Here is a 21,529-nt window from a genome sequence, read left to right as displayed (position 1 = left end):
ATGGCTGACGGTTACCTTTCATTCGTCAATACCCCCTGGGGCCACTGGCTGGCCCGGACCCTGGGCCTGCCGCAACCGCTGCCGTTGCAACGTTATCGCCCAGGTCAAGCGGGCAACCTGCTCAATCCGGTGGTGCTGGCCACCGGGCCCCAGGGCCGCTTGTTGGGCGAGCTGCAACGGATTTTTGCGGCCACCGAGACTGTGGCGGCGCTCCCCGCGAGCCTCGATGCGCCGTCGACGGTCAAGGTCCGGGGGCTGGTGTTCGATGCCAGCGGCCTGGCTGATGTGCAGCAGTTGGACGAGTTGTACCGCTTCTTCCACGCCAATGTCCGGCGCCTGAGCGCCCACGGCCGGGTGCTGGTCCTCGGCACGCCGCCGGAACACTGCACGTCGCTCGCCCAGACGGTGGCGCAGCGGGCCCTGGAGGGCTTCGTGCGCTCCCTGGGCAAGGAGCTGCGGCGGGCGATCACCGCGCAACTGCTGTATGTCGAGCCGGGGGCCGAAGCGGAAATGGACAGCAGCCTGCGTTTCTTCCTGTCCCGGCGTTCCGCCTTTGTCTCTGGCCAGGTGGTGCGGATCGCCGAACCGGTGGACGTGCCCAGGGATATCCTCTGGGACAAACCGCTGACCGGGCGCCGTGCGCTGGTCACTGGGGCGTGTCGCGGTATCGGCCTGTCTATCGCCCAGGTGTTGGCGGGTGAGGGCGCCCAGGTCGTCTGCCTGGATATCCCCGCCGTGGAAGCCGAGTTGCAGGAGGTGGCGGCCTCCCTCGGGGGCACCGCGCTGGCCCTGGACATCACCGCGCCCCAGGCGGCCGAACAACTGCTGGCATTCGCCGGCGAGCAAGGTGCGTTCGATATCGTCGTGCACAACGCCGGCATCACCCAGGACAAGACCCTGGCGAAAATGACCGAAGCCGCCTGGCGCAAGGTCCTGGCGGTGAACCTGGAGGCACCGTTGCGGTTGAGCACGGCTTTACTGGAGGGCCAGGCGATCAGTCCCGGCGGGCGTATTATCGGGGTGTCGTCGATTTCCGGTATCGCCGGCAACCTGGGGCAAAGCAACTACGCCACGTCCAAGGCTGGTGTGATCGGCCTGGTGCAGGGCCTGGCACCGTTGGCGGCGCGCCAGCAGGTCACGGTCAATGCGGTGGCACCGGGGTTTATCGAGACGCAGATGACCGCGAAAATTCCGTTGCTGATCCGTGAAGCGGGGCGACGGATGAACTCACTCTCTCAGGGCGGACAGCCCGAGGACGTCGCCCAGACCATTGCCTGGCTGGTGCATCCGGCTTCCGGCGGGATCAATGGACAGGTGGTCCGCGTCTGCGGGCAAAGCCTGCTGGGGGCCTGAATGATGAAAGCCGATTCCTCCATTCGTCTTATCGACCCGCCGCCTTCCGGCGTCCGTTTGCTCTGGCTCGGCCTGTGCAGCTTGCGCAAGCCCAAGCTCGAAGGCCTACCGCGCTTGCCCGACGAGCAACTGGTGCGGCCGGCGGTGGAGCTGTTGGAGGCGGACATCGTCCGTTACGCCCGGGCCTGCGGTTTTCGTCCCGAGCACGGGGTGCCGCTGTCGTTTCCCCATAACCTGGCCTTGCCTCTGCACCTGCTGTTGCTGACCAGTCCGGCCTTTCCCTGGCCGGCCAGCGGCATGGTCCATCTGGCCAATCGCATTCGCCAGTACCAACGCCTGGAGGCCGGGCAGGCCTTGCGTCTGGAAGTGCATTGCGAGCGCTGGGTGGCGCACCCCAAGGGCCAGGCGGTACTGATCGTGACGCGGGCCAAAGGTGGCGGCGGCCTGGTGTGGGAAGGCGAAAGCCTGTATCTGCGCCGTGGGGTGGCCGCTCCCCAGGGTGAGCCCTGGCAGGGCGTATTGGACCTGGATGAAGCTGCCCTGGTGCGCACTCAGCGCTGGTCCTTGCCAGCGGACCTGGGGCGGCGTTTTGCCCGGATCTGCGGCGATTACAACCCGATCCATATCTCCTGGCTGGGGGCGCGCCTGTTCGGGTTCCGGCGGCCTATTGCCCATGGCATGTGGACCCTGGGCCGCGCACTGGCGGCGCAACAACCGCCACAGCCGTTGGCCGCCGCGGAGCTGACCTGCGAGTTCAAGCTGCCAATCTTCCTGCCCGGCAGTGCCACGCTGTGGAATGTGCCGCCGACAGGCTCGCGTCACAAATTCGAAGTGCGCAACGCGGCAGGTGACAAACCGCATATGCGTGGACTCTTTATCCGGGGAGATCAGTCATGAGTACCTACGCTTTCAACCCGGCGCCGGTGCGTCGGGTCGCCATCCTCGGTGGCAATCGCATTCCATTTGCCCGCTCCAATACGGTGTACGCCCAGGACAGCAACCAGGACCTGCTGGTGGCGGCCTTGCAGGGCCTGATCGATCGCCACGGCCTTGAGGGCAAGCGCCTGGGGGAATTCGCCGCCGGGGCGGTGATCAAGCATTCGCGGGACTTCAACCTGGCCCGCGAGTCCCTGCTGTCCACCACCTTGTCGCCAGAGACCCCGGCCTACGATGTGCAGCAAGCCTGTGGCACCGGCCTTGAGGCGGCGTTGCTGGTGGCCAACAAGATTGCCCTGGGGCAGATCGACGTGGGGATTGCCGGTGGCGCCGATACCACCTCGGACGCGCCCATCGCGATCAACGAAGCCTTGCGCCAGATCCTCCTGCGGGCCAATCGCTCCAAAAGCCTGGGCGACAAGCTGCGCAGCCTGCTCGGGGTACGTCCGGGGATGTTCTTCAAACCCCTGCTGCCGCGCAACGGCGAACCGCGCACCGGGTTGTCCATGGGCGAGCATTGCGAGGAGATGGCCAAGCGTTGGCAGATCCGCCGACTGGCCCAGGACGAACTGGCGCTGACCAGTCACCAACGCCTCGATGCCGCCTACAAACGCGGTTTCTTCGATGATCTGATCAGCCCCTATCGCGGGCTGAAACGCGATAACAACCTGCGCGCCGATGCCAGCCTGGAGAGACTGGCCGGCCTGGGGCCGGTCTACGACCAACGCAGCGGCACCCTGACCGCCGGCAACTCGACGCCATTGACCGATGGCGCCTCGGTGGTCCTGCTGGCAAGCGAGGAATGGGCGCAGGCGAACAACCAGCGGGTGCTGGCTTACCTGCGTACCGGCGAAACCGCGGCGGTGAATTTTGTCGACGGCACCGAGGGCCTGCTGATGGCGCCGGCCTACGCCGTGCCACGGATGCTCGCCCGCGAAGGCCTGGGTTTGCAGGACTTTGACTTCTACGAGATCCACGAGGCCTTTGCCGCCCAGGTGCTCTGCACCCTGAAGGCCTGGGAAGACCCCGACTATTGCCGTGAGCGCCTTGGCCTGGATGCGGCGTTGGGTTCGATCGACCGTGGCAAACTCAACGTCAACGGCGGTTCCCTGGCCTGCGGGCATCCGTTTGCCGCCACTGGTGGGCGCTTGCTGGCGACCCTGGCCAAGGCGATTGACGAGCGCGGCCAGGGCCGTGGACTGATCTCCGTATGTGCCGCCGGCGGGCTGGGTGTGACCGCCATCGTCGAAAAATAAAACAACAACAAGGAAAGTGCCATGAGCGTCGCAAGCCTGCACAGCATTGACCAGCGCATCTGGTTGAACGCCTACCTGCCGGGGGTTCCCGCCGATATCGAAAGCGAGATCGACCGTTATCCGTCACTGCGCGAGGTGTTTCTCGAGCATATGGAGAAGTACCGTGAACGCGTCGCCTACGTCAGCATCGGCACTGAGATGGGGTATCTCGAATGGGAGCGGCGCGCCTTTGCCTTCGCGGCCTGGCTGCAGTCCCGAGGGGTGAAGAAGGGCGATCGCGTGGCGCTGATGATGCCCAACTGCCTGCAATATCCGATCTGTCTGTTCGGCACCTTGCTGGTGGGCGCGGTGGTGGTCAACGTCAACCCGTTGTATACCGCCCATGAACTCCGGCACCTGCTCAAGGACAGCGGCGCCGAGACCGTGGTGGTCTTCGAGAACTTCGCCCATACCCTGGAACAGGCGCTACCCGGCAGCGCGCTGAAAAATATCGTGGTGGCGGCCATCGGCGACCTGGTGGGGACGCTCAAGGGCGCGGCCCTGAACTTTGTGCTGCGGCATGTCCAGAAACAGGTGCCGCGTTTCCATCTGCCGGGGGCGATCCGTTTTCCACGGATGATGAAGCAGGCCGCAACGCTGCGGGTCAGGAAGGTCAAGCTGGCCCACGATGACATTGCCTTCCTGCAATACACCGGCGGTACCACGGGCGATGCCAAGGGGGCGATGCTCACCCACCGTAATATCCTCGCCAACCTGATGCAGGCCAAGGCCTGGGTCGGCAATCAGCTGGATGAGAACCAGCAGGAAACCAACGTCACCCTGTTGCCGCTGTATCACGTGCTGTCGCTGACGGTGAACTGCCTGATGTTCATGTGCCTGGGCGGGCGCAATATCCTGATCGCCAACCCCCGTGACGTAAAGCGGGTCCAGATGATCCTGCGCAAGGAGAAGTTCAGCGGCATTGTCGGGGTCAATACCCTGTTCAACGGGCTGCTGGAAAACGAAGCCTTTCGCGGCCGCGATTTTTCCGATCTGAAGCTGGCGATTGCCGGTGGCATGGCCACCCACACCGCCGTGGCCCGGCGCTGGAAAGAGGTGACCGGGGTGCCGATCATCGAAGGCTACGGGCTGACCGAGTGTTCGCCGGTGGTCAGCATCAGCCCCATCGATATTGCGCGGATGCGCGAGGGGGATTTCAGCGGGACCATCGGCGTGCCCTTGCCCTCGACTTGGGTGCGTTTCATGCGCGAAGACGGCGAGCTGGCGCAACTGGGCGAGGAGGGCGAGTTGCAGGTCCGCGGCCCGCAGGTGATGAAAGGCTACTGGCAGCGGCCGGAGGAAACCGCCCTGGTGCTGGACCGGCACGGCTGGCTGTCGACCGGCGATATCGGGGTAATGAACGAGCGGGGCTTTATCCGCCTGGTGGATCGCAAGAAGGACATGATCCTGGTGTCGGGCTTCAATGTGTACCCCAACGAAATCGAGGATGTGGTCGCCCTGCACCCCGGCGTCGCCGAAGTGGCGGCCATCGGCGTTGCCGATCAGGTCACCGGGGAGCGGGTGAAGATCTTCGTGGTGCGCAAGGACCCGGCCTTGACCGAGGCCCAGTTGCTGGCGCATTGCCGGGAGTACCTGACAGGGTACAAGGTGCCGCGGATTGTCGAGTTTCGCACTGAAGAACTGCCCAAGACCACGGTGGGCAAAGTGCTACGTCGTGCGCTGCGTGACCATTTGTCTCCTTAACTGACGCTTTGCAGTGAATTTCTTGTTATAAACACACTCCGATACGTCTCCACGGGACCGGCGCCAGAGCGCCTGTGTGGGCGCATCGGACGTTTTTGCTGTCATTTCAGTTGCTGACTCGATAACTCGGCCTTAGACTGCCGCCCCTCGTAAATTGAGTGCCGGGTGGCGCTTGGAATGGACGGCGCCTTTCTGTGCATCCCCTCAGGTGCGCAGAACGCTCCCTAATTCGCCTTAATGCACGTATTTTCTATAGAGAAATCAATGACAAAGGAAAAGTTGCTGGCCATGCCGGCGGACGACTACATGAACGCCGAGCAACTGGCTTTCTTTACCGAGCTGTTGCAAGCGATGAAAGTCGAAACCCACGAGCGTATCGAGCAGAACCGTATTGCCATCGAGAGTCTCGATACCCCGGCTGACCCGGCTGACGCCGCTTCCGTTGAAGAAGAACGTACCTGGCTGGTGAACGCCATCGACCGCGACCAGCGCATGCTGCCGCAGTTGGAACAGGCACTGCTGCGCATCAACGACGACTCCTTCGGCTGGTGCGACGACAGCGGCGAGGCGATCGGCCTCAAGCGCCTGCTGATCAGCCCGACCACCAAGTACTGCATCGAAGCTCAGGAACGTCACGAGCAGATCGACAAGCATCAGCGCCAGGCCTGATCGCTGCCCCCTGCAGGTGCCGGCTTGCCGGCGATCCGGACGACGCGGTGTTTCTGTCACGCCACGTCATCGTTCATCGTCGGTAAACCCGCCTCCACACCCGCCCCATACCAGCTATCGTTGATGCATACGCCCTACAACTAACGGACCATGGCTAATGGCCCGATAGTGGCGTTTAATGCAAAAAAACAACTAGAAGCTCACGGTGGGTAAGTACATGTCTGGAGAAGGAATTCTGCCTGGGGTCGGGTCGCACGTGGACGTGCCATCGAAACCGGCGCGCTGGCTGACACCCCTGATACAGAGCGTGGGGCTGGCGCTGTTGTTGTCGGCCATGGCCTTTGCCGGCTGGTCTCTGGGCGTTTGCCTGCCCCTGGCGCTGTTGTTGATCTGGCTGCCGCGCCTGCGGATGCGCCAGGCCCCGGCGTCAGCCGTGCAGAGCGGCGGCGATACCCTGGCGCAATTGACCCGCGACCTTTCCCATACCACCAGCCATAACGCCCTGTCCGCCGCCGGCGTGGCCTTTGCGGTCAAGCAGCTGGCCGGCAAGGTGCAGTCGCAGCTCAGTGCCGCCGCGCAGATTGTCGCCAGTGCCGAACAGGTGATCAGCACCGAGCAGACCACCTCGCACTTGAGCCAGCAGGCCCTCGGCTCGGCCAGTCAGGCCCGCAGCAGCAGCGCCGAAGGGCATACGGTGCTGGCGGAGTCCATCGGCCGCATGCACCGGCTCAGCCAGCAGGCCAATGCCAGTCGCCAGACAATCGAGGCCCTGAGCCAGCGCAGCGAAGAAATCCAGCGGGTGACCCTGGTGATCCAGGCGATCGCCAGCCAGACCAACCTGCTGGCCCTTAACGCCGCCATCGAGGCGGCCCGCGCCGGCGAGCATGGTCGCGGTTTTGCCGTGGTCGCCGACGAAGTACGCGGGCTGGCCGGGCGCACGGCCACGGCGACCGATGAGGTCGGGGTCATGGTGGCCGATATCCAGCAGCGCACCACCCAGGTCGTCGAGCAGATCCGTCAACTGGCCCAGGACCTGGACGGCGGTGTGGAGCAGGTCGAGGATACCGGCCGGCACCTGGCGAATATCGCCGGCCTGGCGGCCAGTGTCGAAGCGCAGGTGGGCGAGATCGCCCGCGGTGCACAGAGCAACCGCGAGCAACTGGACAGCCTGTTCACGGCGGTGGAGCAGATGCGCGGCGACCTGGCCGTCAGCGACCAGCAGACCCGCCACCTGACCCAGGCGGCGACCCAGATGGAAGGGCAGGCCGAGACCATCAGCCAGCGCCTGGCCGAGGTCGGCCTGGACGATTACCACCAGCGGGTCTACGACCTCGCCCGTGAAGGGGCCGGACAGATTTCCGCGCGTTTCGAGGCGGATATCGAACAGAACCGCATCAGTCTTGATGACCTGTTCGACCGGACGTACCAGCCGATCGCCAATACCTCGCCGGCCAAATACCAGACGCGTTTCGACCGTTATACCGATCAGGTCCTGCCGGCGATCCAGGAGCCGTTGCTGGCGCGCCATGAAGGATTGGTGTTTGCCATCGCCTGTACGCCCCAGGGCTATGTGCCGACCCATAACCAGGCGTTTTGCCAGCCCCTGACGGGTAACCCGCAGCAGGACACGCTGCACAACCGGACCAAGCGCAAGTTCGATGACCGTACGGGGATTCGCTGTGGCAGCCACCAGCAGCCGCTGTTGTTGCAGACCTATACCCGCGACACGGGTGAGCTGATGCATGACCTGTCGGTGCCGATCATGGTCAGGGGCCGCCATTGGGGCGGGCTGCGCCTGGGCTACAAGCCGGAAAGTGCACCCAAAAAAGGGTGATGGTGTACTCAAGGGGCTCTTCGCGGCGGTGCGGCGTCCCGACAAGCCCTGCTCCTACAGTGTTGTGTCGTACTCAAGAGAGTGTTCGACAAAAAACTGTAGGAGCAGGGCTTGCCCGCGAAGAGGCCGGTTCAACCACTGCAAGACTGTGGGAGTTGCTCAGGCCGAAGTATCAGTCATCCCGGCCATCAGCTTTTCCGCCATGAACAGCGCGGTGCTGGTGCCGTTCAGTGCGGCGCCGAGGGCTGCGACCTGGGCCTTGGCCGGCTGGACAGCAGCTTCGCGCGCCGCTGCGTTGGGGTGGTGGCCGCTTTTGGTCGCGGCCAGGTGCGCATTGGCCTTGCGCAGTCGTTGTTGCAACTGCTCGATCTGTGCCCGGAGTTTCTTGACCCGATCCTGCGCCGCCTTTGCATTGGCCGCCAGGCTGTCGCTCAGCAGATTCAAGCCACTGTCGCCATCCAGCAAAGGGTCGGACGAAAGACGGCTGGCGGCACTGCCGCTCTCTTCGGGGGACGACAGGAGGAAGGCGGGTGGGATCAAGGAAACATTCAAGTTGATCATCGGCGATACTCCGGGAATGACGCTTGCCAGATTATCGACCGCGGGATGGCATTCTGTAGTCTCGACGAGCGCTTCTACAGGGTATTTGCGACAGACTGGACACAATTGAGTACTTTTTGTCTTGTAAGATGCTGCTCACGGGTAGTTTGATTGGCCCGAATGGCCTGACGTGTTCTAGAATCACTTCCAGTGTCCAGGGGCTGATTTCATCCAGGGCATTTTTTGCAACCTGCATGTCGGAAATTACTTTTTTTCAGGAAGGCCTTCCCTCGCAAATTCAGTTGCCGGTTTCCCGTGATCGGTGCAATGCGGTGTTTTCCTTCAAGCGCTGATGACACTTCGCAGAAGTCATGGGACCTTGCATCCATTAGGCTTGCTGCGCACCGGTGAGCATCGCCAGGCCGCGCGGGCAAACATCAGGGCTTTCTATTCAGTAACCGACGGCGGTGACCGATCGTTTTGTGTTGCCTGACACTTGCCGGGCGGCTTCATTTTTCGAGTTTGAGGACTTTTCGTTGGCAGTCAGTAATCTGGATATGCATGCACTGTTTGTACTGGGTGATCTTCGGGCCAAGCTGGTCAAGCAGTTTCAATCGCGTTTCGTCTATATCACCGAACAAACCGCCGAAGGCATCTACATCGCCGAGATCGACACCGAAACCTCCCTGGTGGTCGATGACAAGCAGCACCTGGAGCTCAAGGTCGGCGATCATTTTCGTGCCGCGGTATTGCCCAGCCGCGAAGGCGGCAAGTTCGACATCAAGTTTCGCGAGATCAAACTGACGGTCTATGGCCTGGGCGACTATGCCTATATCACCGTACCGGAAGGCCATGGCATTGTGTTCAAGGAAGGGCATACCGTGGTGATGGTGTTTGCCGCCCATGAACAGTTGCAGGGCACCTTGAGCAAGACCCTCAAGGACGTGACCAAGAAGGCCGCGCGCTGGCGCAAGGGCGAACTGACCTTCAAGGCCAGCGAGTAATGGGTTTGACCCGGGCCGAGTTCCATCAACAGCATGTGCGGCAGGCCAGTGCCGAGGCCCGCCGGTTGTTCGAACGCAAGGCCGAACTGCAGGGCGCCTGGTTCAACTGGGTCGCGGCGCAATTGTATGCACTGGGGCCTGCGGAGTATGTCAGCATGGTCCGACGTGAGTTGCAGCAACTTCAGTCGCCAGATACTCATTGATCGCTGGCGCATCATTCCGGGAACCTCGACTACAGTTCTGCTGACTGAATATTTCCGGGTTTTCGGACTTTTCGCCGAAAAACGATCTGCGATTGAGGTGATTCCATGAAGGGATTTCGCGCGCTGTTCGCCAGCGCCCTGGCTGTTTTCTGTATCGGCGCCATGCCGCTGGCGGTTCGAGCCGCGCCCCAGCCGATCCACTTTGCCGACCTGAACTGGGAAAGTGGCAGCCTGATCACCGACATCCTGCGGTATATCGTCGAAAAAGGTTACGGCCTGCCGACCGATATGCTGCCCGGCACCACGGTGACCCTGGAAACGGCCCTGGCCAAGAATGATATCCAGGTGATTGGCGAAGAGTGGGCCGGACGCAGTCCGGTGTGGGTCAAGGCTGAAGCGGCGGGTGAGGTTGCAGCCGTTGGCGATACCGTCAAGGGTGCCACCGAGGGCTGGTGGGTGCCGGAGTACGTGATCAAGGGCGATCCGGAGCGTGGCATCAAGCCCCTGGCGCCGGATCTGCACGGGGTCGCGGACCTGGCCCGCTACAAGGATGTGTTCCGCGACCCTGAGTCCCCGGATAAGGGTCGTTTTCTCAACAGCCCGATCGGCTGGACATCGGAAATCGTCAACCAGCAGAAACTCAAGGCCTACGGCCTGACCGACAGTTATGTGAACTTTCGCAGTGGCTCCGGAGCGGCGCTGGATGCGGAGATCACCTCATCGATCCGGCGTGGCAAACCGATCCTGTTCTATTACTGGTCGCCGACGCCGCTGTTGGGCAAGTTCAAGCTGGTCCAGTTGCAGGAGCCGGCCTTTGATGCCGAGGCCTGGAAGACCCTGACCGACCCGGAGAATCCCGATCCCAAGCCGAGTCGTTCTTTGGCTTCGAAGCTGAGCATTGGCGTGTCTACGCCGTTCAAGACGCAATACCCGCAGATACTGGCGTTTTTCGCCAAGGTCGACCTGCCGATTGATGTGTTGAACCAGGCGCTGGCGAAAATGAGCGAGGAGCGCCTGCCGCCACGCCAGGTGACGGAGGCTTTCCTCAAGGGGCATCCGGAGGTCTGGAAGGCCTGGTTGCCCGTGGATGTGGCCAACAAGGTTGCCGCCAGCCTCAAGTAATGCATCGTTCTGTGTGGGTGTGTGGGAGCGGAGCTTGTCGGATCGCCGCACCGCCGCGAAGCTTCTGGCGTCCTGACGGGCCTCTTCGCGGGCAAGCTCCGCTCCCACAGGTTCTACAGGTTCTGCAGTCCACAGGTTCTACAGCTCGCTGACATCGACCCAGCGCTGCTCCCTGGCCGCCCGGCGAATTGTTGTCGCCAGGCGCTCCACTTGCCAGGCCTCTTCGAAGTCGGTCCCCGTCTGGCTTCGACCGGCCAGCGCCTCGATCAATGCCTGGACCTCCAGGGCCTTGAGTTCGTTGTAACCCAACTGATGGCCGGCGGCCGGGCTGAAGGCTGCGTAACGCGGTAGATGCGGCCCGGCCAGCAGGCGCTGGAAACCGCTCTGGCCGGCGCGGCAGAGTTGCAGTTCGTTCAGGCGCTCCTGGTCGAAGGCCAGGGTGCCCCGGGTGCCGCTGATCTCGAAGCTCAGGTGGTTCTTGTAGCCGTGCTTGAGCCAGCTGCTGCTGAAGGTGCCCCGGGCGCCATTGGCGAAGCGCAGCAGGGCGTGGACCTGGTCGTCGACGGCAATCCCACGGGTCTCCAGGCTGCCGGCACTGGCCGGGCGCTGTGCATGGACGGTGCGGGTGTCGGCACACACGGCGCTGATATCGCCGAGCAGATAACGAGCCATGGCCAGCAGATGGCTGCCCAGGTCGGCCAGGGCGCCGCCGGCATGCTGGGCTTCGCAACGCCAGGACCAGGGCGAGGCGGGGTCGGCCATGAAGTCTTCGCTGAATTCGCCCTGGAAGCCGACGATTTCCCCCAGTTCGCCGCTCTGTATCAGCTCCCGGGCCAGGTCGATCATCGGGTTGTGCTGATAGTTGTAGCCCACGCGGGTGACCACGCCGGCCTGTCGGGCCGCGTCACGCATTTGCGTTGCCTGATCCAGGTCGACCGCCAGGGGTTTTTCGCAGTACACCGCCTTGCCCGCCGCAAGGGCGGCCATGGCCATGGGGAAATGCAGGTGATTGGGCGTGGTGATCGCCACCACCCCGACCCGAGGATCGTCAATCAGTTGTTGCCAGTCGCCGTAGGCCTGCTCGAAACCCCAGGCCTGGGCGCAGGATTCGGCACGCCGGGCGTCGGCATCCGCCAGTGCCACCAGGCGCAGCTTCAGCGGCAGTTCGAATACGGCGCTGGCATTGTGAAATGCCAGCGCGTGGGCACGGCCCATAAAGCCCGTGCCGATCAAGCCTATTCCCAACTCGTCCATCACCACGCCCTCTGATTATTATTTTCAGGAAGGGCTATTTATAGAATTTAAATTCAATAAATTCAACTGGTGGAATTTTTATTTCGTGATCAGGACAGGAAACCACCGTCCACGTTCAGCGCTACCCCGGTGGTGTAGCTGGAGGCATCGCTGGCCAGGTACAGCACGGCCCCGGCCATTTCGCTCGGCGCGGCGACGCGCTTGAGGGGGATCTGTTGCAGGGCGGTCTTGAGGATCGCTTCGTTGCTGACCAGGGCCGAGGCGAACTTGGTGTCGGTCAGGCCCGGGAGCAGGGCGTTGCAACGAATGCCGAACTGCGCGCACTCCTTGGCGAAGACCTTGGTCATGTTGATCACGGCGGCCTTGGTCACCGAGTAGATGCCCTGGAAGATGCCCGGGGAAATGCCGTTGATCGAGGCCACGTTGATGATGCTGCCACCGCCGTGCTCGCGCATCAGCTTGCCGGCTTCCACCGACATGAAGAAGTAGCCGCGGATATTCACGTCGACGGTTTTCTGGAACGCGCTGAGATCGGTGTCCAGCACATTGCAGAACTGCGGGTTGGTAGCGGCGTTGTTGACCAGGATGTCCAGACGCCCGAACTGCTCGCGGATACCGGCGAAGACCTGGCTGATCTGTTCCATTTCACCGATATGGCAGGCGATGGCGGTGGCCTTGCCGCCGTCGGCGATGATCGCATCGGCCACGTGCTGGCAGCCTTCGAGCTTGCGGCTCGAGACAATCACATGGGCGCCTTGCTGGGCCAGCAGCTTGGCAATGGCCTCGCCGATACCACGGCTGGCGCCGGAAACAAAGGCGATCTTGCCATCGAGGTCGAACAACTGGGTCTTGGACATGGTGATTTTCCTGGTTGTAGGCGCGGTCAGAGGCTGGACGACTGGATGACTTTCAGGCTCATCTGCTCCAGCAGCTTGTTCATGTGAATGAACTGCGCAAAGCGTTTGTCCTGGGTCTGGCCGTGGAAGAAGCGGTAGTAGATCTGCTGCACGATGCCGGCCAGGCGGAACAGGCCGTAGGTGTAGTAGAAATCGAAGTTGTCGATGGCGATCCCCGAGCGTTCGGCGTAGTAGTCGACAAACTGGCGGCGGGTCAGCATGCCGGGGGCGTGGCTGGGCTGGCGGCGCATCAATTGCACCGGGGCCGGGTCGCCCGCCTCGATCCAGTAGGCCAGGGTGTTGCCCAGGTCCATCAGCGGGTTGCCGATAGTGGTCAGTTCCCAGTCGAGCACGCCGATGATCTGCATCGGGTTGTGGGGATCGAGGATCACGTTGTCGAAGCGATAGTCGTTGTGCACGATGCTCGAGGTCGGATGGTCGGCGGGCATCTTGTCCTTGAGCCAGGTCCGTACCGCTTCCCAGCTCGGGGCGTCAGGGGTCAGGGCTTTTTCGTAACGCTCGCTCCAGCCACGGATCTGCCGCTCGACGTAACCCTCGGGTTTGCCCAGGTCAGCCAGGCCGCAGGCCGTGTAGTCGACCTGGTGCAGTTCGACCAGACGGTCGATAAAGCTCTTGCACAGGGTTTCGGTCTGCGCGGCATCCAGGCCCAGCTGCGGTGGCAGGTCGGAGCGCAGGATGATGCCCTCGACCCGCTGCATCACATAGAACTCGGCGCCGATCACCGACTCGTCGGTGCAGTGCACATAAGCCTTGGGGCAGTACGGGAAACCGTCCTTGAGCTGGTTGAGGATGCGGAACTCGCGACCCATGTCGTGGGCGGACTTGGCCTTGTGACCGAACGGCGGCCGACGCAGGACAAATTCCTGTTCCGGGTAGCGGATCAGGTAGGTCAGGTTCGAGGCGCCGCCGGGGAACTGGCTGATCGTCGGCAGGCCGTGCAGGCCCGGAATATGGGCCTTGAGGTACGGGTCTATCAAACCGGCATCCAGCTCTTCGCCGGCACGGATACGGGTGGACTGGTCAGTAAGCGTCATGCTTATCCCTTCTGCTTATTCTGGAGGCCAGAGATTATTGACTAATCTAATGCTCGCCCTGTCTGCCTACAAGCGCGGTCCGCTGTTATAGGCCGGGGTGTTGCAGGATGATCAGCGTGCCTGATAGGCCAGCGTAGAGGGAAAGCGCTGCTTGGCAAGAGCGGGGGGAATGGGAGGTGTGCGCTGTTGTTCACTGAGGAACGGATAACCCATGTGGGAGCGGAGCTTGCCCGCGAAGAGGCCCTTGAGGCGGCCAAAAGCTTCGCGGGCAAGCTCCATTCCCACATGGGGCTCGGCTGTTGCTGCAATCGCTTGCTGGCGTGGATCAGTCCGAGAACAGTTCGCTCAGCTTCATCGACAGCATCATGTCGCCTTCAACTTTCAGTTTGCCGCCCATGAATGCCTGCATGCCATCGGTTTCGCCGCTGACGATGCCTTTCATGGTTTCGCCGTCGGTGACCAGGGTCACGTTGGCGTCCGGGTTTTCGCCTTCCAGCAGTTCGCAGGTACCGTTCTTGACGATCAGCGAGAAGTGCTGGTCATTGTCGATACGGAAACCGAAGACAACGTCCAGGCCGGCAGCGGCGGCCGGCTTGAACTTGTCTTTCATTGCTTTTGCAGCATGGGCTACAGAGGTCATGGTTCGATCCTTTTATGGGTAAATACGGCGACGACCCCACAAGGGTCACGGTGGGCCGGAGCTTATCGGAAGGTGATCAGCTCCGGGGCCTTCAGCAGTTGCAGGTGCGCTTGACTGTTGAAGGACGCCAGGGCCACCTCGCGACCGCGAAACTTGAGCTGGTTGAGCGAGGTGTTGACGATCTGCCAGTTCAGCTCGAAGGCTTCCCTGGCTGGAATTCGGGTGATCAGGTGAAGCAGGGCGGTGATGGTTCCGCCGGAGGTGAACACGGCGATTTTCTGGCTGTTGTCGGCCTGTTCGAGAATCCGCCGCAGCCCGCCCTCGACCCGGGCGACAAACCCCAGCCAGCTTTCCAGCTCCGGGGTGTCATGCTGGCCACTGAGCCAGCGCTCGATGATCAGGGCGAACAGGCGCTGGAACTCGCCACGGTTTTGCGCGGCGTTGCGCAGGATGTGCAGGGCTTCGGGTTCATCCGGCAGCAAGCCGGGCAACAGCGCGCGGATCACCGCGTCGGCGTCGAACTCGTTGAAGGCTGTATCGGTTTCCAGGGGCGGGACCAACAGGCCGGCGCCGTCGCACTGCGCCAGGGCGGTGAGCGCGGTATCCTGCTGGCGGCGCAGGTCGCCGGCCAGGCAACGGTCGAAGCTCAGGCCCAGGTCGGCCAGGTGCTTACCGAGGACCTCGGCCTGGCGAATACCGATCGGCGAGAGCACGTCGTAGTCGTCCGCACCGAAGGAGGCCTGGCCATGTCGAATCAGATAAATGCTGCCCACGTCCGCGTCGTCCCGGTACGTTGAAGGTCTGGCGAGGTTATGAGGATGGCGGAAGCCTGTCAATAAAAAAACATACGCTCGTTTGAAATGTTTGTTAGAGACACAATTCAGGCGGTGCCACAACTGGCCGCAAGGCCGCCTCGACGGTATGCTGGACCGGTCGTGAGCCCCCACAGACGGGGGCCGCCTGATTTTGTAAGGAGTCACCGTGGAGTTTCTTGCCGAGTACGCAAGTTTTCTGGCTAAAACCGTTACCCTGGTTATCGCGATCGTCGTGGTCCTGGTGACCGCGGCCACGCTACGCAGCAAAGGTCGGCGCCGGTCGGCGGGGCAGTTGCAGGTCAGCAAGCTCAACGATTTCTACAAGGGTCTGCGCGAGCGCCTGGAGCAGAGCCTGCTCGACAAGGACCAGCTCAAGGTCCTGCGCAAGCAGCAGGCCAAGAGCGAGAAAAAACACAAGAAGCAGCCGGAGTCCAAGCCACGGGTATTCGTGCTGGATTTCGACGGCGATATCAAAGCTTCGGCCACTGAAAGCCTGCGTCATGAGATCACCGCACTGCTCAGCCTGGCCACGCCCAGGGATGAAGTGGTGTTGCGCCTGGAGAGCGGCGGCGGCATGGTCCACAGTTATGGCCTGGCCTCCTCGCAACTGGCGCGTATCCGCGAGGCCGGCGTACCGCTGACCATCTGCATCGACAAGGTCGCGGCCAGCGGCGGCTACATGATGGCCTGCATCGGCGACAAGATCATCAGCGCGCCCTTTGCCATTCTCGGTTCTATCGGCGTGGTGGCGCAGTTGCCCAACGTCAACAAGCTGCTGAAGAAGCACGATATCGATTTTGAAGTGCTGACCGCCGGCGAGTACAAGCGCACCTTGACCGTGTTTGGCGAAAACACTGAAAAAGGCCGTGAGAAGTTTCAGCAGGACCTGGATATCACCCATCGCCTGTTCAAGAACTTTGTCTCGCAGTACCGCCCGCAACTGGCCATCGATGAAGTGGCCACCGGCGAAATCTGGCTGGGTGTCGCGGCCCTGGACAAGCAGTTGGTGGACGAACTGAAGACCAGCGATGAATACCTGTCCGACCGCGCAAAACATGCCGAGTTGTTCCATCTGCACTATGCCGAACGCAAGAGCCTGCAAGAGCGCGTCGGGCTGGCGGCCAGCAGCTCGCTGGAGCGTGTGCTGGTCAATGGGTGGAGTCGTTTGACCCAGCAACGTTTCTGGTAAACCGCTACCTCGATGGTTTCTGTCAATCGTCTCGGACAGAAACCATCCGACCCTCAAATAAGTACCCCCCCCTCCATGGCAAACACTCAATAAGCTGGAATCTCTAATGGATATCCAGGTTGATTGCCATGGAAGAAACAAACGTCGTTGAGTACAGCCGGATACCTGCCGAGGCAGGTATTCATTTCGATACGATCAAAGAGAAGATTCCCAGTTGGCTCTACCGAGCCGCTCCGGAAATACGCCTGTTATTTCGCGAACATCTGCTGGCCCTGGAAACGTCGAGACATGAAGTCCGGCGGATCATGGCGCAGTTGCAGAAGATTGATGTGTTCTGTACGCCACTTCTGGTCCAGGCGCTGGAAAGACAGATCAACAGCGGCCAGGACTTGCAAAGTGCCCGCTTTGTCAGGGTCGATGCTACTTACCTGTCCAGTATCTTCGAGGATAAGTTCTATACCTTCTCCCACAGTCAGACGCTGCTGGAGGCGGCCTTGCAGAACTTCGAGGCTGGCGAGACCTTGTCGGGAGCGTTGTCAGGCAAGGCGGTTATCCAGTTTCCCGCTGGCGCTGCGGGCATCAACACTGCGCTTGCACCGGAAGACTTTGCCTGGGCTTGTCGAACGCTGAACCTGGGGGCCTTGTACCAGGCGCATATCGACAGTGTTTTCAATCCTCCCGGTCAGCCGTCGGCCAACGGAGCTTTGTCGGTAAAACAGCACTTTGCCGAGTATGACAAGCAGACCTTGGCGGTGACCGCCGATATCGCCTACATGAAGGGGGAGATCACCGCGACGACCTACGCTTTACTGCTGGAGTTGGTCAAGGGGCAGGCAGGTTTGAGGTTGGGTGGCGAACTCCTGCATCACAGTCGGATGAAAATGTTCGATATCGAGTTGAGCGGATGGGTGGTCATCGGCGCGAAACTGGCGGAGGACTCGACCTTACCCTGTATTGCCTATATTCCGGATGACCCGCGTGGTCCACTGAAGTACTACCGGCATTTTCTCCTCTTTGAACATGATTTGACGCTGAAACTTCGGGACCCGTCTTATCGGCAGTTTTTCGCCCGTTTCGTCCCCGAGGAGCACCGGCTGCGGTTCCTGCGAACCCTCAATACCAGATTGCTTTCCCAGGATCGAACCTGGCCGCCCGTGCCGGCGATTTTCCAATATATCCCGCTGACCGAAGTACCCATCGAAGGCGATCTGTTCGAAAGTTTCCAGCAGCAACGCTACCGTCAGATCAAGGCGCACGCGCGGCTGCTGGCGGTGCCCACGGCCGACGTCGACGCCCGGGTGCGCCAGGCGCGTCTGGACGCCTACCGCGAAGCCGGTCTGAGCCTGTTGGCGCTGGCTTTATCGTTCGTGCCGGTAATCGGTCAGATCATCCTGGCGGCGGCGGCGGTGAAGATGGTCGTGGAGGTCTATGACGGATTCGCGGCTTGGCAACTCGGGGAAAAACGCGAGGCCCTCGGCTATCTGCTGGGGGTGGTCGAAGACCTCGCCCTGTTGGCGGCCGGGGCGGTGGTGGTGAAGGGCGGCAAGGCCCTGTTCAAGACGCTGTCCCCGTCTTCAGTCGATGCCTTGATTCCCGTTGAAGCGCCGGGAGGTCGGCGCCGCTTGTGGAGAGCCGATCTTGCCCCCTATGAGCGTGATATCCGTTTGCCTGAGGATCTCGAGGCCGACGCGATGGGGCTTTATCCGCTCCAGGACAACCTCTATCTGCCGCTGGAAGGGAAAGTATATGCCGTGAGGTATGACCGGGCTCGCCTGCAATGGCAGATTGAGCACCCGGAAGGCGAAGCGTTTCACGCCGTGCCGCTCAGGTTCAACCGTACGGGTGTCTGGCAAACGATTTACGAGCGCGTCGCTGACTGGCCCGTGGAGCAATTGTTCCGCCGCCTCGGCGAGCCCATGGTCGGACTCGGCAACCAGCTGCGTTTGAAGATCCGCCAGTTCTGTTCCGCTCAGGAGAATGTCTTGCGCAAAGCCCTGGCGGACAATCAGCCGGTGCCCGCGCTGCTGCTCGATACGATCAAGCGCTTCAGGATCGACCAGGCCATCAGCGATTTTATCGGCGAGGTGCCCGACGCCCTATCGCGAACGCTGGAGCAGGGCGATCTGCGCTTGCGGGTACTGACATCGTTGCCCGACTGGCCGGAAAACCGGGTCGTCCAGGTGTTCAATGGGTTGGGTGAAGTCATGCAGGAGTACGGTCGGCGCACGGGCGAGCAGTTCTCCTCGTTGCAGATCATCGAGTCGCAGCTCAAGAATGGCAACCTGCTCCAGTCGACGCTGAACATGTTGAGCGAGCCTGAGCGTCAAACGCTGTTCGGTGCGGAGCTGACGGACAATGGGCGGCGTGTCCGGGTACTGAGCCAACGCCTCAGGCAATGGGCCGGGCAGCGAAGGCAATGGTTGTTCGACGAGTTGTACGCGGCGAGCGAGAAAACCGACGACGACAGGGTCAATCGTATTCTCGGGGTGTTCCCCGGCTTACCGGGAAGTGTCGCCCGGGAATTGATCGCCCATGCCAACAGCGCCGAACTCGATCTCTTGAGCGAGCGGGTGCCGCTACGGTTCTCGGAGGAAATTAGCTGGTACCTCAAGCAGTTGCGGCTTAACCGGGTGTGCGAGAGCTGGTATTTGCTGGCCCCGCAATACGCCCTGGCAGACCGTCTTGCACTGCATACGCTTGGGCGATTACCCGGCTGGCCGGCCAAGGGGTTGCGGATTGAGTTGCGAGAACAGCGCTTTACCAGTGAGGCGCTGGAAACGGCGGGGGATCCGGATATCACCACGCCCCGGGTGATTCTCAAGGTCGGTCGACAGTACAACGCCTTCGATCACTCGGGGACGCTCCTGGGCAGGGCCGATAACATATTCGACGCGATGGTGCGTGCCTTGCCGGAGCCTGATCGCGTTGCCCTCGGATTCCGCGGTGCGGAGCGAGGCGCCTGGCTGAAAGAACAGATTGTCGCCCAGGTTGCCCGAGATCCTTATGCCGCCCAGGATACGCTGGGCCTGTCGCCTTTCAGTCGCAGGTTCAGGCCACCGATGCGCCTGGCCTCCGGGCGCATCGGTTACCCGATGAGCGATGTCGGCAGGGTCCTGGGGTATTCCGAGCGATTGATCGGGCGTGTGCGTGACTTGTATCCGGGGTTCTCCTCGGAAGAGGTGGGTCGTTTTCTCACTTCACTCCACCTGCCCGAGTCTGCCTGCCTGGTGGAGCTCGAGCGCCTGCGGGGGGAGTATGAGGTGTTGTTCACCACACTGGATAAATGGGTGCAGCGCCAGACCTGGAGGCGTGTGCGGGGCACCTTGCAAGTCGCTCCCGTGGCCCTCGACAACAAGCAGCGGGTGGCCGATGCGATCCTGGCCTGCTGGAGAAAACAGTCCAACCGCAATCGGTTGGGTGGACAGTACTTCTACGAACTGGACCTGTTGGGCATGCGGGTCGGAGACTTGCCGGCGATCAGCGCCGACTTCAGTCATGTGGGCTTTCTGTTCATGAATGATATGGCCGTCGCCAGCACCGAAGTCTCATTTTTATCCTGCTTCAGGCAGTTGCGCTGGTTGTCCATGGGCTTCAACCATCTGGGTAGCCTGCCGGTGGAGTTGGGGCAGATGTCCGAACTGATCCATCTGCACCTGCCAGGCAACCAGATTGTGCTGAACCGCCAGAGCGCGGAGGTGTTGACCCGGCTGACCCGGCTGAAATTCCTGAATCTTTCGGATAACCCTCTGGTCCAGCCCCCCGATATCAGCCAGATGAGCCAGCTGGAGACCCTGTTGTTGCGTCATACCGAGCTGGATCGCTGGCCTGTCGGGCTGCCGGGGTTGAGCAACCTGCAGCGTGTGGATCTGCGGGGCAATCGGATTTCGACCATCCCCGAGGCGGTTTACTCCGGGCCGGTCTCCATCAACCGGATTACCCACCTTCATGACAACCCGGCGCTTTCGGTCGAGGGCATGCTGCGGTTGCAGCGTTACGAACGCGAAACCGGCATCAATTTCGGCATCGATATGCCGGGCCGGCGGCACCCCCATGCCCTGCGTCGAACCACGTCGCTTCGCGAGTGCGACAACTGGCTGGGGGCCATATCCGCCGAGCAGAAGGTTCTGAAAGAACAGCAATGGCAGTTGCTGCATCGGCAGCAAGGTTCCGCGGACTTTTTCAAGCTGCTGGCGGACCTGAGTGTCACCGCCGAATATCGCGAGGCGCGCGAGGATTTGAGCCTGCGGGTCTGGCAGGTCGTGGAGGCGGTCAGTCAATACAGTGAACTGCGCGAGGAGCTGTTTGTCTCGGCGTCCCATCCGCAGACCTGCTCCGATGGTGCGGAACTGATCTTCAGCGACATGGAGATCCGGGTCCTGGTGAATCAGGCGAGGGCCATGGTCGTGGGCACCCCGGCGACTACCGAACTGAATCTGTTGAAGCTGTCCCGGGGATTGTGGCGCCTGGATGAAGTCGAGAGCCTGGCTCAGACGGATATCGAGGCGCGGTTGAAGTTGCCCGATGCGTCAGGGGTCGACCCGGTGGAGGTGAGGCTGGCCTACCGCATCGGTCTGACGGAGCGACTTCGCTTGCCGGGACAGCCCAAACACATGACGTTTACTGAGTTGGCCCGGGTGACGGAGCAGCATCTGGACGCGGCTTATGCCAAGGTCCTGGCCCGGGAGCGGACCCCGGCGTATGCGCGGGCCTTGGCCGATCGCGAGTTCTGGGCCAGCTACCTGAAGGAGCATAACCCTTCGCGATTCAAGGGGATTGATGCGCAGCACCAGGCTGCTGTGTCCGCGCTGGATGCCCGGCGTACGAGCAGAAGTGATCCCCATTGGCATGAGTTCATCGATATCGAACTGGAGGCCCAGATGGGGGATCAACTCAGGGCTTGGCGGGAAGCCCAGGCCAGGGAGACGCTGGCGTTGACCGAAGAGGTGCTCGAGAGAATCCCAGCGCAGGAGCTGGATGCTTGAAGCCCGGCGCGGGTGCCTGGAGGCACCCGGCCGGACAA

General features: G+C 61.9%; 17 protein-coding genes. 11 read left to right on the top strand and 6 right to left on the bottom strand.

Features of this window, described 5'->3' with window-relative positions:
• The 6 genes from HX830_RS02155 to HX830_RS02130 all read left to right on the top strand — a co-directional run bounded on the left by HX830_RS02155 (position 1) and on the right by HX830_RS02130 (position 7,791).
• Positions 1–1,353, top strand: a complete 1,353-nt coding sequence (locus tag HX830_RS02155; RefSeq protein ID WP_103497228.1) for a 3-oxoacyl-ACP reductase — start codon at positions 1–3, stop codon at positions 1,351–1,353.
• Positions 1,354–1,356: 3 nt separating this feature from the next.
• Positions 1,357–2,250 carry a MaoC/PaaZ C-terminal domain-containing protein gene (locus tag HX830_RS02150; protein ID WP_177098895.1) on the top strand — a complete coding sequence of 298 codons (894 nt, stop codon included), beginning with the start codon at positions 1,357–1,359 and terminating at the stop codon, positions 2,248–2,250.
• Positions 2,247–3,545 carry an acetyl-CoA C-acetyltransferase gene (locus HX830_RS02145; RefSeq protein ID WP_177098827.1) on the top strand — a complete coding sequence of 433 codons (1,299 nt, stop codon included), beginning with the start codon at positions 2,247–2,249 and terminating at the stop codon, positions 3,543–3,545. The genes HX830_RS02150 and HX830_RS02145 overlap by 4 nt, the downstream gene beginning before the upstream one ends.
• Positions 3,546–3,566: 21 nt before the next feature.
• Positions 3,567–5,288, top strand: a complete 1,722-nt coding sequence (locus HX830_RS02140; RefSeq protein ID WP_177098826.1) for an AMP-binding protein — start codon at positions 3,567–3,569, stop codon at positions 5,286–5,288.
• Positions 5,289–5,552: 264 nt separating this feature from the next.
• Positions 5,553–5,957 (top strand): TraR/DksA family transcriptional regulator, encoded by a 405-nt coding sequence (locus tag HX830_RS02135; protein WP_100943636.1) that lies wholly within the window; start codon positions 5,553–5,555, stop codon positions 5,955–5,957.
• 217 nt (positions 5,958–6,174) lie between these two features.
• Complete coding sequence (locus HX830_RS02130; protein WP_177098825.1) at positions 6,175–7,791, top strand: methyl-accepting chemotaxis protein; 1,617 nt, start codon at positions 6,175–6,177, stop codon at positions 7,789–7,791.
• A 159-nt stretch (positions 7,792–7,950) separates the two neighbouring features.
• Here HX830_RS02130 and HX830_RS02125 read toward each other — a convergent pair whose 3' ends face one another.
• Complete coding sequence (locus tag HX830_RS02125; protein ID WP_177098824.1) at positions 7,951–8,352, bottom strand: hypothetical protein; 402 nt, start codon at positions 8,350–8,352, stop codon at positions 7,951–7,953.
• 515 nt (positions 8,353–8,867) lie between these two features.
• On the opposite strand from HX830_RS02125, the gene HX830_RS02120 reads away from it, so the two are divergent.
• From HX830_RS02120 to HX830_RS02110, 3 genes are all read left to right on the top strand, one after another.
• On the top strand, positions 8,868–9,335 hold the full coding sequence (locus tag HX830_RS02120) for a hypothetical protein (protein WP_100943867.1): 468 nt from the start codon (positions 8,868–8,870) through the stop codon (positions 9,333–9,335).
• On the top strand, positions 9,335–9,538 hold the full coding sequence (locus HX830_RS02115; protein ID WP_177098823.1) for a hypothetical protein: 204 nt from the start codon (positions 9,335–9,337) through the stop codon (positions 9,536–9,538). Before HX830_RS02120 ends, HX830_RS02115 begins: the two co-directional genes overlap by 1 nt.
• A 105-nt stretch (positions 9,539–9,643) precedes the next feature.
• The gene (locus HX830_RS02110; RefSeq protein ID WP_103498885.1) at positions 9,644–10,660 is read left to right on the top strand and encodes an ABC transporter substrate-binding protein; all 1,017 of its coding nucleotides are present in this window, start codon (positions 9,644–9,646) and stop codon (positions 10,658–10,660) included.
• Between the two features lie 138 nt (positions 10,661–10,798).
• Here HX830_RS02110 and HX830_RS02105 read toward each other — a convergent pair whose 3' ends face one another.
• The 5 genes from HX830_RS02105 to HX830_RS02085 form a co-directional block, all read right to left on the bottom strand.
• A complete protein-coding gene (locus tag HX830_RS02105) occupies positions 10,799–11,914 on the bottom strand; it encodes a Gfo/Idh/MocA family protein (protein ID WP_152739541.1) in 1,116 nt (371 codons plus the stop codon).
• A gap of 89 nt (positions 11,915–12,003) precedes the next feature.
• Positions 12,004–12,771: an SDR family oxidoreductase gene (locus HX830_RS02100; RefSeq protein ID WP_103498883.1), complete on the bottom strand. Its 768-nt coding sequence runs from the start codon at positions 12,769–12,771 to the stop codon at positions 12,004–12,006.
• A 26-nt stretch (positions 12,772–12,797) separates the two neighbouring features.
• Positions 12,798–13,865: a phosphotransferase family protein gene (locus HX830_RS02095; protein WP_177098822.1), complete on the bottom strand. Its 1,068-nt coding sequence runs from the start codon at positions 13,863–13,865 to the stop codon at positions 12,798–12,800.
• Between the two features lie 325 nt (positions 13,866–14,190).
• Positions 14,191–14,505, bottom strand: coding sequence for an SCP2 sterol-binding domain-containing protein (locus HX830_RS02090; RefSeq protein WP_177098821.1), 315 nt, complete (start codon positions 14,503–14,505; stop codon positions 14,191–14,193).
• Positions 14,506–14,567: 62 nt separating this feature from the next.
• Positions 14,568–15,278, bottom strand: coding sequence for a histidine phosphatase family protein (locus tag HX830_RS02085; protein ID WP_103498880.1), 711 nt, complete (start codon positions 15,276–15,278; stop codon positions 14,568–14,570).
• Between the two features lie 208 nt (positions 15,279–15,486).
• Between HX830_RS02085 and sohB the strand changes: the two genes are divergently transcribed.
• Both sohB and HX830_RS02075 read left to right on the top strand, forming a co-directional pair.
• Entirely contained in the window at positions 15,487–16,509 is a 1,023-nt protein-coding gene (sohB, locus tag HX830_RS02080) for a protease SohB (protein ID WP_177098820.1), read from the top strand.
• A gap of 128 nt (positions 16,510–16,637) precedes the next feature.
• Positions 16,638–21,491: an NEL-type E3 ubiquitin ligase domain-containing protein gene (locus HX830_RS02075; protein ID WP_256350370.1), complete on the top strand. Its 4,854-nt coding sequence runs from the start codon at positions 16,638–16,640 to the stop codon at positions 21,489–21,491.
• The last annotated feature ends 38 nt before the right edge of the window (positions 21,492–21,529 follow it).

This window comes from Pseudomonas gingeri, assembly GCF_013385425.1.
Taxonomy (GTDB): domain Bacteria; phylum Pseudomonadota; class Gammaproteobacteria; order Pseudomonadales; family Pseudomonadaceae; genus Aquipseudomonas; species Aquipseudomonas gingeri_D.
This window is presented reverse-complemented; position numbering and strand designations above follow the sequence as displayed.

Excerpts from the sequence above, each read along its gene's own strand:
- HX830_RS02095 (WP_177098822.1), bottom strand. The coding sequence starts at position 13,865 with ATGACGCTTACTGACCAGTCCACCCGTATCCGTGCCGGCGAAGAGCTG.
- HX830_RS02145 (WP_177098827.1), top strand. The coding sequence starts at position 2,247 with ATGAGTACCTACGCTTTCAACCCGGCGCCGGTGCGTCGGGTCGCCATC.
- HX830_RS02090 (WP_177098821.1), bottom strand. The coding sequence starts at position 14,505 with ATGACCTCTGTAGCCCATGCTGCAAAAGCAATGAAAGACAAGTTCAAG.
- HX830_RS02135 (WP_100943636.1), top strand. The coding sequence starts at position 5,553 with ATGACAAAGGAAAAGTTGCTGGCCATGCCGGCGGACGACTACATGAAC.
- HX830_RS02155 (WP_103497228.1), top strand. The coding sequence starts at position 1 with ATGGCTGACGGTTACCTTTCATTCGTCAATACCCCCTGGGGCCACTGG.
- HX830_RS02140 (WP_177098826.1), top strand. The coding sequence starts at position 3,567 with ATGAGCGTCGCAAGCCTGCACAGCATTGACCAGCGCATCTGGTTGAAC.
- HX830_RS02110 (WP_103498885.1), top strand. The coding sequence starts at position 9,644 with ATGAAGGGATTTCGCGCGCTGTTCGCCAGCGCCCTGGCTGTTTTCTGT.
- HX830_RS02100 (WP_103498883.1), bottom strand. The coding sequence starts at position 12,771 with ATGTCCAAGACCCAGTTGTTCGACCTCGATGGCAAGATCGCCTTTGTT.
- HX830_RS02125 (WP_177098824.1), bottom strand. The coding sequence starts at position 8,352 with ATGATCAACTTGAATGTTTCCTTGATCCCACCCGCCTTCCTCCTGTCG.
- HX830_RS02075 (WP_256350370.1), top strand. The coding sequence starts at position 16,638 with ATGGAAGAAACAAACGTCGTTGAGTACAGCCGGATACCTGCCGAGGCA.
- HX830_RS02105 (WP_152739541.1), bottom strand. The coding sequence starts at position 11,914 with ATGGACGAGTTGGGAATAGGCTTGATCGGCACGGGCTTTATGGGCCGT.
- HX830_RS02150 (WP_177098895.1), top strand. The coding sequence starts at position 1,357 with ATGAAAGCCGATTCCTCCATTCGTCTTATCGACCCGCCGCCTTCCGGC.
- HX830_RS02130 (WP_177098825.1), top strand. The coding sequence starts at position 6,175 with ATGTCTGGAGAAGGAATTCTGCCTGGGGTCGGGTCGCACGTGGACGTG.
- HX830_RS02115 (WP_177098823.1), top strand. The coding sequence starts at position 9,335 with ATGGGTTTGACCCGGGCCGAGTTCCATCAACAGCATGTGCGGCAGGCC.